Source organism: Bacillus sp. bc15 (genome assembly GCF_900142585.1).
Taxonomy (GTDB): Bacteria; Bacillota; Bacilli; order Bacillales; family Bacillaceae_G; genus Bacillus_A; species Bacillus_A cereus.
The window spans coordinates 260,377-273,442 of the sequence record NZ_FRBJ01000002.1; the positions used below are offsets into that span (position 1 = coordinate 260,377).

The window sequence follows — 13,066 nt, forward strand, 5'->3', positions numbered from 1 at the left end:
CTTTTTATCTAATTCAATTACTTCCCACCAAACATCTTCTCCAAAGACTTCGCATTGGCAAACAATACTTCTTTCAAGTTATCGTCAGCAACGATTTTATAATCGCCATCTTTGTCTTTCTTTAAGTTCAATGTAACTTCGCGAGTTGCCATTGCTGCATCTTTATCTGCTAAGTTTTTGACGATAGTTGATGTCATTGTTTTTTCGATTGCTTTTTCAGATTGTTCTTTGTCTTCACTAAAGGCACTAGCGAACGCCATTGGCATAACTTCTCCCACTGCTTTTGTTACAGCAACGGATAGATCTGCAGATGTAATTTTCACTTTCACTTCTGCTTTGTCATCCTTTTTCGATACTTCTTCTAGCTTTTCAAATTTAAAGTTCTTTGTAATTGCACTTAGCATTGCTTTTGCCTCAGCATCATCTGTTTTTTCATTTAGTTTATTAAATTCCTTGTCACTCTCAACAAATGTACGAGCCTTTTCTACATCACCTTTTTGTATCGCTGTTAAAAATTCTTCTGTAGTATCTTTCGGATTTGCACACCCCGCTAAAACACCTGCTGTTAATCCTACTACCATCATTAATAGCAATAATTTCTTTATCTTTTGCACGTTCATTCACCTCTTATCTTTTCTAGTAAGTCAGCATCATACAATATTATGAAACTGACATTACAAACATTTTTTAGTATAGCATTTATATGATTCGTTTTCTATTAATTCCCAAAAGATAAGGGGCCTTGCAGCATTCCTACAAGGCCCCTCTTCTATCAATCTGTATCCGTAGCACAAATGAACCACATTTTACGCTCCCTACTATCTAACACCATCCAAGTAGCATCCCATGCAACATCGTAAAACCAATCTGTCCAAGGGCAATAGCTTTTGAACACTTTAATATCTTCATAGCGATCTTGGAACATATATTGACATACATTCACGGCTAATTGTTTTGCGATAACTGGTCGTTCCTTAAATCCTTCATATGCTCCGCCCGACAAAATTTGAGCGGCAATGCTACCATCAAGCATGACTGCCCATTGCTCTTTAAAATGCAACTTATATTTTTCTGACGTATGTATTTTTAACTCTTCTAAGCTATTGATTATATCTAAAGAGTTAAAGATTCTTCTAAAGAAGTGCTCGTGTCCATCTTTCCAATATGGTATTTCTTTAAAAAAATTTTCGTTATGTACTTTAAAACAGCTTATAACCACTCCGCCATTTACGTTTTGTTCCTTAAATGTATGTATGAGTTTCTCAATAGATGAGTCATTCGTTTCTATTTTTTCAAACGTTCCTGCTTTCCATCTCATAACGCCCACTACTCTCTATTCAAAATTTGTTTCTTAATTATAAATATCAAAATAAAACCCAGCAACTTTAAGATTGCTGGATTATCTCTTATTTATATTTAAAAAAACAATAACAATTGCTCCAATTATATAATGCCCTGCTACCATCCACATACTCCGATCAAAAATCATAAGCGATAACCAGAGTGATATATTCATAGTAGCAAATAATAAATATAAAATGTAATCTCTCTTTTGTATTGCTCCTCTATTCATCAAAATGTAAGCGGCACCGATAGGAGGAAAAAGACAAATATTTTTCTTAACGACTACGGATGCGGAGTTAGTGTCTGCATATGAACCTCCTTTTCATCATAATACTTGCTTCAACATCGGCCTCACTACCCTATATTCATCACTATAAGCTTCCTTTATGATTAAAGACGGGTAATCACTTTTTTCTTCCTCAATCATTATGAATACTTCTGTTTTCTCTTGTAATGTATTAGATTCTCTATTTTTAGTAGGTTTTTTACTTGTTTTAATTTTCTTTGTTACTTCGCCAAGTTTTTGCCCAACTTCTTCTACTTTGGCAGGTTCATTCGTAACATAGTATTCTTGTTCGTCCCATACTAATATAGGTGGCACTTGTTCTCTTTTGTTACATATTATATAAGTAGTACTAGCTACAAGTAGTATACAAGTTAATAAATAGAAGATAGTTTTTTTATTCATATACTACACTCCTTATCTATCATTTCATTGGATTATATAACACAATTTATTTTCAGAAAATGGATTTGGTGGTAATTTTCAGGTTGAACAATAAAGAAAAACCTTACCAAAGTAAGGTTCCGTTTTTACATTCTATAGTGACTGATTAATTAATACGATCATTACAATAATTGCTATAAGCATAACAACTAAACAGCCGATTAATTTATAAAATCCTCGCTTCGTTAATGTCCCACCTTGAACGTCTTTACGAATAAATAAGAATACGGCTAAAAATAATACAAGCCCAATGCCAAAAGCATACATCATTTGCATATGTTAATCTTCCTTTCTCTCCTCCATCTTAATATCTTTTTGCTAAAACAACAAATGAGATAAAGACGGTACTCATTGTAAGTGCCATAAGTATATTCAATAATATAGAAGAAACTTTTTTAAATTTCAGCACGTCTATTTTGAAGCGAAACACGGAACACTGTAAATAACTGTTACTATATCTCCTCACTTCTTTTTTTAAAATTTAATATCTCCATATTTGTTTTATCCTTTTAAAATATTTCATTTATTTCTTTATTTCACGAAATGCGTTATTTGTTTTACGGTGTTTTTCGTCATATTTATAGAAACTAACTGTTTATGGAGCATTTTTTATGTTTAGCAACTTTTTTTGTAGAAATCCTTCACTTTCCTTTCAATATTTAACACTATCTAAATAAAGTTTACGATAAATTCATAATTTTTTATTTTTTATACTATATTCCGTTATATTGTTGTATAATATCTATGAAAGCGCTTATTATTTCAATATACATAATTCAAACTGTTTTTATCGAAACATTCTAACTATTATACCTATATTTAAATGCAACAATTATAGCTATTAGTATAGGCATACCAAATATATCCACCCCATTTTTCTGTAAAATTACTTTATAACATGAAAGATTAACTTGGGTGATAAGTTATTGTGAATGTTTTTTTACAAAACAGATAAGTAATAGTGTTTGGTATTATGTAAATTATTGTAATAACATAAGAGTAAAGAAAAACATTTACATTGATTATTGATTCATTACTTATTGAAAAAGAGCAAAATGCACCTTTGTATGGAAAAGGATTATATGCATTGGGAGGTTTAAACAAATGACGAGGAAGAATACAACGACAAACCCTTGGGCCAAGTTCCACGGTCCGAACCTTGGTTATGTTATTGAGCAGTATGATCTTTACGTAACTGGAGCAGGTTCTGTTGATCCGGAATTACAAGAGCTTTTTGAAATTTTTGGAGCTCCTTCGTTTCAAGATGATGTCGTAACAGGGGACAACACAGCAACACATTTTTCTCCTCAAAACACAGGTAACATTGAAAAAATTCTTAAAGTCGTTCAACTTGTTGAGCAGATTCGTTCTTTCGGGCACACGTTGGCTCACATCAACCCGATGGAAGATGCTGCAAATGGACAATCTCTTCTTGAGAAAGCAATGAACGAACTGAGCGATGCTGACTTGAAAGCGTTTCCAGCGAAAACGGTATGGCAAGATGCACCAGAAGGTATTCACACTGCACTTGATGTAATTCATAGATTAAAAGACGTTTATACAAAATCTTTAGCTTATGAATTTTCTCATATACAAGATAGTGAAGAACGCGCGTGGTTGCATCAAATGGTGGAATCAAATTCATTGCGTCAACCACTATCAAATAAAAAACGAACTGCTCTTTTAAAACGTTTAACAGCTGTTGAAGGTTTCGAGCAATTCTTGCATAAAACATTCGTTGGGCAAAAACGTTTCTCTATCGAGGGCGTTGATATGCTTGTACCTGTTTTAGATGAAATTGTTCTAGAAGGTGCTAAGAACGGCGTAGAGGATGTCATGATTGGTATGGCTCACCGCGGTCGCCTAAGCGTACTTGCTCACGTATTAGAAAAACCATATAGCCACATGTTTGCTGAGTTCAAACATGCAAAAATAGAAGGCGCAGTGGCTAATTCTGGCTGGACTGGCGACGTGAAATACCATTTAGGTAGAGAACAAGTCGTTAGTAACGAAGAAGTTAGTACTCGCGTTACATTAGCAAATAACCCGAGTCATCTTGAGTTCGTGAATCCTGTAGTAGAAGGTTTCGCACGTGCGGCTCAAGAGAATCGTAAAAAATCTGGTCTTCCAGATCAAGATACTTCAAAATCATTCGTAATTTTAGTTCATGGTGATGCTGCATTCCCTGGTCAAGGTATTGTGTCTGAGACACTCAACTTAAGCAGATTGAACGCGTACCAAACAGGCGGAACGATTCATGTTATCGCAAACAATGCAGTTGGTTTTACGACTGATAGCTATGATTCTCGTTCTACGAAATATTCAAGTGACCTTGCAAAAGGTTTCGATATTCCGATTGTTCACGTGAATGCTGATGATCCGGAAGCTTGTCTTGCAGCTGCTAACCTTGCGATTCAATATCGCATGTTGTTCAAAAAAGACTTCTTAATCGATTTAATTGGTTACCGCCGCTACGGTCATAACGAAATGGATGACCCGGCAGTTACGCAACCACAAGTGTACAAAAAAATTAAAAACCATCCAACTGTAAGAGCAATTTATGCAGATCAATTACAAGCTGCTGGTGTTCTAAATGCAGATGAGGTTGAAACAATTACACAGTTTATACAAGAGCAATTAAAATCCGACTATGCACAAGTACCACCAGCTGATACGAGTGATGCAACAATTCACGTTAAAGTGCCAGATGTTGTTGCAAAAGGTATTCAGTCAATTGATACTGGCGTTGAGATTGACTCACTTCGTGCAATTAATGAAGGTCTACTATCTTGGCCAGAAGGCTTTAACGTATATCCGAAAGTGAAGAAAATTCTTGAGCGCCGTAAAGATGCTCTTGAAGAGAACGGCAAAATTGAATGGGCACTTGCTGAATCATTAGCATTCGCTTCTATTTTACAAGAAGGTACGCCAATTCGTTTAACTGGTCAAGATTCACAGCGTGGTACATTCGCACACCGTCATATCGTATTACACGATACTGATACAAATGAAACATATTCACCATTACATCGCTTACCAAACATTAATGCTTCATTCTCTGTTCATAACAGTCCGTTATCAGAGGCTGCTGTTGTTGGTTACGAATATGGTTATAACGTATTCGCTCCAGAAACTCTTGTTATGTGGGAAGCGCAATATGGTGACTTCTCAAATACTGCGCAAGCATTATTTGATCAATATGTTTCAGCTGGAAGAGCAAAATGGGGTCAAAAATCTGGTTTAGTTCTTCTATTACCACACGGTTATGAAGGTCAAGGACCAGAGCACTCTAGTGCACGTCCAGAGCGTTTCTTACAGTTAGCTGCTGAGAATAACTGGACAGTTGCAAACTTAACAAGCGCGGCACAATACTTCCATATCCTGCGTCGTCAAGCATCTATCTTAGGAACAGAAGCTGTTCGACCATTAGTACTGATGACGCCGAAGAGTTTATTACGTCACCCACTTACGCTTTCAACTGCTAGTCAGTTAAGCGAAGGACGATTCCAACCTGCTTTAGAACAAGAAAACCTTGGTATGAAACCAAATAAAGTAAAACGTCTTGTTTTAAGTACAGGTAAAATGGCGATTGACTTAGCAGCAGAAATCGAGTCTGGTAAACATGAGTACAACTTAGACGAAGTTCATGTCGTTCGTATTGAGCAATTGTACCCATTCCCTGCTGAGAAAGTTCAATCTATTATTAAACGCTTTAAAAACTTAGAAGAAATCATTTGGGTTCAAGAAGAACCTCGTAATATGGGTGCATGGCATTACATGGCTCCAATTCTGTTCGAACTTGCTGGAGATAAAGTGAAAACAGGTTACATTGGACGTCCTGATCGCTCTAGTCCATCTGGAGGCGATCCATTCGCTCACAAAGCTGAGCAAGAACTAATTGTTGCACATGCTTTAGATGTGAAGTATAACTTCCGTCAAGATAAACAAGAAATTGAAGTTTACAGCAACTAAAAAGTAACAATGAAGGTTTCTAGCTTGTTCCTTGGGCAGAATATCTGCCCAAGGCCAGGCTAACAAATGGAGATTACCGAAGACAAAAGAAGAAAAAACACACCGTTAGGCAAATAAGGGGAGGACATTTAAAATGATCGAAATTAAAGTACCTGAGCTTGCAGAATCTATTACCGAAGGAACTATTTCACAATGGCTTATCAACGTAGGCGACAAAGTTGAGAAAGGTGGCAGCGTTGTTGAGCTTGAAACTGATAAAGTCAATGTAGAAATCATTGCAGAAGATTCAGGTATTGTATCGAAGTTACTAGGCGAACCTGGGGATACAGTTGAAGTTGGCGCAACTATCGCAATTTTAGATGCTAATGGAGCACCAGTTGCAGTAAGTACACCTGCTCCAGCTGCTGAGCAACCAAAACAAGAAACAGCTGAAGCACCGAAAGCTGCGGCTCCAAATGCTGAACAAACTACGGGTCTACAAGGCTTACCAAATACGAACCGTCCTATCGCATCACCAGCTGCTAGAAAAATGGCTCGTGAATTAGGAATCGACTTAAACGACGTACGTAGCACAGATCCACTTGGACGCGTGAGACCACATGATGTACAAGCTCATGCTGCAGCACCAAAAGAAGCACCAGCTGCTCCAAAGAGCCCAGCTCCTGCTCCAGTTGCAAAAACTGAATTCGAAAAACCAGTTGAGCGCGTGAAAATGTCCCGCCGCCGTCAAACAATTGCAAAACGTCTTGTAGAAGTTCAACAAACATCTGCAATGTTAACAACATTTAACGAAGTTGATATGAGTGCGATCATGGAATTACGTAAAGAACGCAAAGATGCTTTCGAGAAAAAACATGATGTACGTCTTGGTTTCATGTCATTCTTCACAAAAGCAGTTGTTGCAGCATTAAAACAATTCCCATTATTAAATGCTGAAATTCAAGGTGACGAGCTTATCATCAAAAAATTCTATGATATCGGTATTGCAGTAGCAGCTCCAGATGGATTAGTTGTTCCAGTTGTACGTGATGCTAACCAATTAAACTTCGCTGAAATCGAAAGCGAAATTCGTAATTTAGGTATGAAAGCACGTGATAACAAACTTTCATTAAAAGAACTACAAGGTGGTACATTTACAATTACAAACGGTGGTGTATTCGGTTCTCTAATGTCAACACCAATCCTAAACAGCCCACAAGTAGGTATTTTAGGAATGCATAAAATCCAAGTACGCCCAGTTGCAATTGATAACGAGCGTATGGAAAACCGCCCAATGATGTACATTGCTTTATCTTACGATCACCGTATTGTTGATGGTAAAGAAGCAGTTAGCTTCCTTGTTGCTGTTAAAGATATGCTTGAAGATCCAAAATCATTATTATTAGAAGGTTGATAGATTTTCAACCTATTAAAGGCTGTAGAATGAATCATTCTACAGCCTTTTTTTATTGTGTTCATACGGGACAAATTTCATGACATAAAGTATTAATGTATGCCTAAACGTAAGGAGGATTAAAATGAATAACCTTCCAATTCATGCAAAACTTAAAGTAAATAAGGATACTTTCTTCCTCCCCGATTCAAACGGGGGTGTCTATTTTCGAAATAACGCCAGTTCATTTCGCATGGACGGTGATGGAATTTATGACTGGATTGAAAAATTAATGCCAATGTTTAACGGTAATTATTCTTTAGCAGAAATAACTGAGGGTCTCCCTCTCCCCTATCAAAATCGTGTATTTGAAATTGGAGAGGTTTTATATGAAAATGGTTTCGTTCGCGATGCAAATCAAGATGCACCTCATGAATTAAACAGTTCATTACTCGACAGATATGCTTCACAAATTGAATTTTTAGAAGCTGATTCTCATTCAGGTGCTTTAAAATTTGAAACGTACCGCGGAGCAAATGTCCTTGTACTTGGCTCCGGAGATATGCTTACTTCTTTAGTTTCTTCTTTATTAGAATCTGGTTTACCTACATTTCATTACCTCGTTACAGATCGGGTTGAAACAAACTATGACAGAATACATGAGCTAATAGAACGTGCATATGAAGTTGATAACAATGTACTCCTTCAAGAAATCGATACTACAATTGACCGTCCCTTGCATGAAGTATTCGAACCTTTTGATTGGATTTTATATGTTTCTCAAAACGGAGACATTGACGGTTTAAAAACAGTTCACACTATTTGTAGAGAAACGAAAAAGAATTTCATACCAGCTATTTGTTTATCAACACTCGGTATAGCTGGACCTGTCGTAACAGAAAATCGTGATGAATGCTGGGAATCCGCATGGCATCGGCTACATGAAACGACTTTGCAAAATGAAAATTCATCGGATTCCTTCTCACCAATTACATCTGCAATGTTAACAAATGTAATCGTTTTTGAATTGTTTAAACATGTCGCGGATGATTCATATCGTGAAAAAGAATCACAATTCTTTTTATTAAACTATGAAACACTTGAAGGAACGTGGCATCCTTTTATAAAACACCCTCTTGCAGCTGATGAAAGTTTTACAATTGATACGATAGAAAATCTTTCTGAAAAACTTGAGCATCGGTCCAACCAACATACTTCAACTGATGTATTCCGATTTTTTGACTCATTAACTTCTAAAGAAGCCGGTATATTCCATGTATGGGATGAACAAGATTCATATCAATTACCGTTATCACAGTGCTATATTCAAGTAGCCACTCCACTATCAGATGGCCCAGCTCCCCTTCTGCCTCTTATGACTCGCAGTGGATTGACTCATAATGAAGCACGCCGAGAAGCTGGTTTAACAGGAATTGAAACATATGTAGCAGAAATCATTCACCGCCTTATTCCTGAACATAATGATATCGGTATCGGTGCTGGAGAAACGATGACAGAAGGATTTTACCGGGCACTACAACAACATTTAAATAATAAATTGTATGAGCGGCAGTCACATATGCTAGAAGAACTTACAACGATTGATTTAACTGATATTCACGATAAACATTGTAGATTTTATTACGATGCCCTCGCTACAATTCATGAAACACCTAAAATCGCAATGAGTGAAGAGATTCTCAGTTTTCCAGTCGTTTGGGTTGGTATAAATGATAGATGGTACGGTGCATCTAATATTAATATGACGTTAGCGTTACGAAACGCACTACAACTATCACTCTTTCACATTCAAAATGAAGAAATTCCTTACAGAGCTAATATTTTGTATGACTCATCTATTATTTTATATGACACTGATTCTCTTAGAGTGGAAATACAACCAGAAGAAGAAATTCCAAGCGTACAATCTTTACAACTCGCCTTACAACATTTAGAAGAACATAATTTTTATCCTTTCGTGTTTGATTTAGCAATCGAACCCTTTTTGAAAGAAAACTTAGACGGTGTGTATGGGGTATTAATTGCAAAGGAGGACGGTTTATGATTCAAAATATATTGCTTATAGGAGATGGCCTTCTTGCAGACTATGTACATGATCAATTATGCAAACAATATTCCATCATTCGTCAGCATACCCTTACAGAAGAACTTCCTGAAAATATTCATCTTGCTCTCGTATTACATGATGGATCTCCTTCTACTATTCATCATGATGCTGAGCTAATTTTTCGGTCAAATCATATTCCGTGGCTACGTGGTTTTACTTCATTTGGCGAAGGTATTATCGGTCCTTACATTCATCCTCTTACGCCCGGATGTTCCCATTGTTCTGATGGACGCCGTTTTATCGCTGGCTTTGATCAAAAAGAAATGTGGGAACTACAGCGGAAATATGCCTTTAAAGCAGATAATGTAACGAGGCGTGATGTACGTGCCACCCAAAATGGAATGTTACAAATGTGCCATCTTATTTGCGCAGAAACAGAAAAAATATTAACTCATAACCATTCTTCTTTAGAAAATGAACTTATTTTACTCAACTTACAAACATTACAATGTACGCGGCATTCTTTTCTTCCAGATCCTCTCTGTCCTGTATGTAGTAATTTACCTGATGATACTGCGGATGCGGCGGAAGTTTCTTTACAACCGAGTTTAAAAGTAAGCACCGAAACGTATCGCTGCCGTTCCATTCATGAATTAAACACATTTTTAACGAGAGACTATTTAGATTATCGGGTCGGTATGTTGAACGGCAAAATGCAGCATTCTTTATTACCATTCGCTGACGTCATTATAAACATGCCATTAATGTTCGGAAATGAAGGTGTTGCAGGCCGAACTCATTCATTTGTAGTGAGTGAAGCAACTGCTATTTTAGAAGGTTTAGAACGATATTGCGGTATGTCGCCTCGCGGGAAGAAGACAAATGTGCATGGTAGTTTTCATGATTTAGAGGAACATGCACTAAATCCCCTTACACTCGGTGTACATACAAATGAACATTACAATCGTGATAATTTTCCATTCAAGCCGTTTGATCCTGATTATGAGCAAAACTGGGTATGGGGATATTCTTTATCACAAGACAGACCGCTTTTAGTTCCTGAATCAATTGCTTATTATAGCCTCGGTCATCGAGATGCTTTCGTGTATGAAACATCAAATGGATGTGCAATTGGCGGTAGTTTAGAAGAAGCGATTTTTCACGGTATTTTAGAAATTGTAGAGCGTGATGCCTTCTTACTCACTTGGTATGCCGAATTACCTCTTCCCCGCCTTGATCTGAGTTCAGCAAATGATACAGAATTACAATTAATGATTCAGCGGTTACGTACGATTACCGGATATGAATTACACGCTTTTAATGCGACGATGGAACACGGCATCCCGAGCTTATGGGTAATTGCAAAAAATACACGTGAAAATGGAATGAACGTTGTTTGTGCGGGAGGCGCTCATTTAGATCCTATTCGAGCTTTAAAAAGTGCCATTCAAGAAATAGCAGGCATGTTACTTATAACAGACGATGAGCTCGAGCACAAAAGAGAATACTACGAAAAGTGCTTACAAGATCCTTATTTTGTTAATAAAATGGAAGACCATAGTATGCTGTATGGATTGAAAGAAACGGAAGAACGTCTTCACTTCCTTTTACGAGAAGATGCACCGGTGCAAACGTTCCAAGAAATGAATGTATCACAATCATTTGATATGGATTTAACTTCCGATCTCCACCAACTTTTAGATCGTTTGCATCAATCTGACCTTGAAGTAATCGTTGTAGATCAAACTGTTCCCCTTATAGAAAAGAACGGACTACACTGTGTAAAAGTCATTATTCCAGGCATGCTACCGATGACGTTCGGTCACCATCTCACTCGGGTTACAGGACTGGACCGGGTATATACTGTACCAATGACACTTGGATATACAGACGAACCTTTAACGAATGAAAGATTAAATCCACATCCACATCCGTTTCCATAGTAAAGGAGGGATTTCATGCAGCTAGATACTTTTCTACATCATCTCCATTTCTCTATTGATGAAATTATGCCGAATCATGAGGTGGACTGGAAAGACGCACCGCTTCCTTATAAATTATATCGAAATGTACCTACCATCCCGCTCTCCTTAGAAATCCCGTTATCTTTATCGAACTCTTCTACTACACCTACTCTAAATGAGATTGGTCACTACCTTTGGTATTCATTTGGTGTAACACAATTATGTCAGCTAAATAGCGAGAGAAATGTATTACGCAGATCCATTCCTTCAGGCGGTGCTTTATATCCGAATGAATTGTATATCTATTTAAAGATTGACGATTATCCAGACGGCATTTACCATTATGACGCCGCGCATCACCGACTTATTTTACTTCGCGAAGGAAATTTCGATTCTTATTTAGCAGACGCACTCGGTAATCGCTGTAATATACATGATTGTTTCGGTGCCGCATTCGTATCCACTATGTTTTGGAAAAACTTCTTTAAATACAATAACTTTTCATATCGCCTTCAAGGATTAGATAGCGGGGTTCTCATTGGACAATTACTAGAATGTGCAAAACAGTTCGGTTATACGAACGGCGTATACTTTCAATTTCTAGACCGTGCACTGAACCATTTACTCGGATTGTCAGAAGGTGAAGAAAGTGTGTATGCCGTTATTCCTTTAAGTACAGAGCCAGAAACTAATTGGTTTCACAATGATTACCGTGAAAATAAAACAGTTACTTCTCATGAGTTGTTGCAACAAATTCCGCCGTTAGCACATGAACATTTCGTTCGCTCAAAACATGTAAATGAACATCCGATGATAACAAAAATAAATGAAGCTTCTATGATTGAATCGACAGAACACTTCCAAACACTACATCATGAAGAGCACTATCAACATAATACGTACGCTGTACAGCTACCGAAAGTAGAACGGTTATCGTATGATTTCCTACAACTTTGTAAAAAACGATATTCTCCTGATGCGGACTTTATTTTAACGAAATGGGATGCAGCTGAGCTCGCTACTTTACTACAAGAAGCGAGCCTCTCCTTCCCCTATTACAACGACCTTGATGGTAAGTATGTAAATGAAAATGCGCGCGTCTCCTTATATGGATGTTTTTATAACGTGAAAAATATTGAAAACGGGGCTTACGCTTATAACAGTAAAACACATTCCATACAACCAATTCGATATGGAGACCTTCGCTACCCACTTCAGTCTAGTATGACGATGGATAACGTAAACCTTTTTCAAGTACCACTTTGCTTACATGTAGTCGGAAAGAAAGATTATTATACAAATGCATTAGGCTATAGAGGGTACCGTATTCATCAAATGGAAGCAGGTATACTCGTTCATAAACTCGTTTTTGCATCGACCGCGATGGGGATGGGCGGGCATCCTTTACTTAGTTTTGATACAAATTCATGTGATCAATTGTACGGAATAGATGCTGGGAATGAAACGTCTCTTATTCAAGTTCCAGTTGGGGCGTATCGGGCGCGGAATTGGTTAAAAGGGGCTTTGCATAATTAGAAGCACGCCGGTAGACGGCGTGCTTTTTTTAAAGGACTTAATTTATAAAAAGCGAAATGAGTATATATTCTTACATAAAAGGA

9 protein-coding genes and 1 pseudogene are annotated in these 13,066 nt (G+C 37.3%); 5 read left to right on the top strand and 5 right to left on the bottom strand.

From position 1 onward, the window contains the following. Positions 1-17 precede the first annotated feature (17 nt). The 5 genes and pseudogenes from BUA87_RS11180 to BUA87_RS11195 all read right to left on the bottom strand — a co-directional run bounded on the left by BUA87_RS11180 (position 18) and on the right by BUA87_RS11195 (position 2,347). The gene (locus tag BUA87_RS11180) at positions 18-614 is read right to left on the bottom strand and encodes a DUF4878 domain-containing protein (protein WP_001169482.1); all 597 of its coding nucleotides are present in this window, start codon (positions 612-614) and stop codon (positions 18-20) included. A 158-nt stretch (positions 615-772) separates the two neighbouring features. Then, positions 773-1,318, bottom strand: coding sequence for a hypothetical protein (locus tag BUA87_RS11185; protein ID WP_001267321.1), 546 nt, complete (start codon positions 1,316-1,318; stop codon positions 773-775). Between the two features lie 81 nt (positions 1,319-1,399). Then, positions 1,400-1,614 (bottom strand): annotated as a pseudogene (locus tag BUA87_RS32140) (hypothetical protein). A gap of 55 nt (positions 1,615-1,669) precedes the next feature. Further along, positions 1,670-2,032 carry a hypothetical protein gene (locus BUA87_RS11190; protein WP_072939673.1) on the bottom strand — a complete coding sequence of 121 codons (363 nt, stop codon included), beginning with the start codon at positions 2,030-2,032 and terminating at the stop codon, positions 1,670-1,672. A 132-nt stretch (positions 2,033-2,164) separates the two neighbouring features. Further along, positions 2,165-2,347 carry a DUF3976 domain-containing protein gene (locus tag BUA87_RS11195; RefSeq protein WP_001178294.1) on the bottom strand — a complete coding sequence of 61 codons (183 nt, stop codon included), beginning with the start codon at positions 2,345-2,347 and terminating at the stop codon, positions 2,165-2,167. A gap of 828 nt (positions 2,348-3,175) precedes the next feature. On the opposite strand from BUA87_RS11195, the gene odhA reads away from it, so the two are divergent. The 5 genes from odhA (at position 3,176) to BUA87_RS11220 (ending at position 12,983) form a co-directional block, all read left to right on the top strand. After that, positions 3,176-6,043 (top strand): 2-oxoglutarate dehydrogenase E1 component, encoded by a 2,868-nt coding sequence (odhA, locus tag BUA87_RS11200; protein WP_072939677.1) that lies wholly within the window; start codon positions 3,176-3,178, stop codon positions 6,041-6,043. Between the two features lie 133 nt (positions 6,044-6,176). Beyond that, the gene (gene odhB / locus BUA87_RS11205; RefSeq protein WP_000569893.1) at positions 6,177-7,436 is read left to right on the top strand and encodes a 2-oxoglutarate dehydrogenase complex dihydrolipoyllysine-residue succinyltransferase; all 1,260 of its coding nucleotides are present in this window, start codon (positions 6,177-6,179) and stop codon (positions 7,434-7,436) included. A 124-nt stretch (positions 7,437-7,560) separates the two neighbouring features. Continuing rightward, positions 7,561-9,480, top strand: coding sequence for a putative thiazole-containing bacteriocin maturation protein (locus BUA87_RS11210; RefSeq protein ID WP_072939680.1), 1,920 nt, complete (start codon positions 7,561-7,563; stop codon positions 9,478-9,480). Continuing rightward, positions 9,477-11,426, top strand: coding sequence for a TOMM precursor leader peptide-binding protein (locus BUA87_RS11215; protein WP_000615603.1), 1,950 nt, complete (start codon positions 9,477-9,479; stop codon positions 11,424-11,426). Before BUA87_RS11210 ends, BUA87_RS11215 begins: the two co-directional genes overlap by 4 nt. A gap of 15 nt (positions 11,427-11,441) precedes the next feature. After that, positions 11,442-12,983, top strand: a complete 1,542-nt coding sequence (locus BUA87_RS11220) for a SagB family peptide dehydrogenase (RefSeq protein WP_072939683.1) — start codon at positions 11,442-11,444, stop codon at positions 12,981-12,983. Positions 12,984-13,066 lie beyond the last annotated feature (83 nt).

What these genes read in the sequence shown, in the direction of transcription:
- BUA87_RS11185 (WP_001267321.1), bottom strand. Translation starts at nt 1,318, where the DNA reads ATGAGATGGAAAGCAGGAACGTTTGAAAAAATAGAAACGAATGACTCA.
- BUA87_RS11190 (WP_072939673.1), bottom strand. Translation starts at nt 2,032, where the DNA reads ATGAATAAAAAAACTATCTTCTATTTATTAACTTGTATACTACTTGTA.
- BUA87_RS11195 (WP_001178294.1), bottom strand. Translation starts at nt 2,347, where the DNA reads ATGCAAATGATGTATGCTTTTGGCATTGGGCTTGTATTATTTTTAGCC.
- odhA (WP_072939677.1), top strand. Translation starts at nt 3,176, where the DNA reads ATGACGAGGAAGAATACAACGACAAACCCTTGGGCCAAGTTCCACGGT.
- odhB (WP_000569893.1), top strand. Translation starts at nt 6,177, where the DNA reads ATGATCGAAATTAAAGTACCTGAGCTTGCAGAATCTATTACCGAAGGA.
- BUA87_RS11210 (WP_072939680.1), top strand. Translation starts at nt 7,561, where the DNA reads ATGAATAACCTTCCAATTCATGCAAAACTTAAAGTAAATAAGGATACT.
- BUA87_RS11215 (WP_000615603.1), top strand. Translation starts at nt 9,477, where the DNA reads ATGATTCAAAATATATTGCTTATAGGAGATGGCCTTCTTGCAGACTAT.
- BUA87_RS11220 (WP_072939683.1), top strand. Translation starts at nt 11,442, where the DNA reads ATGCAGCTAGATACTTTTCTACATCATCTCCATTTCTCTATTGATGAA.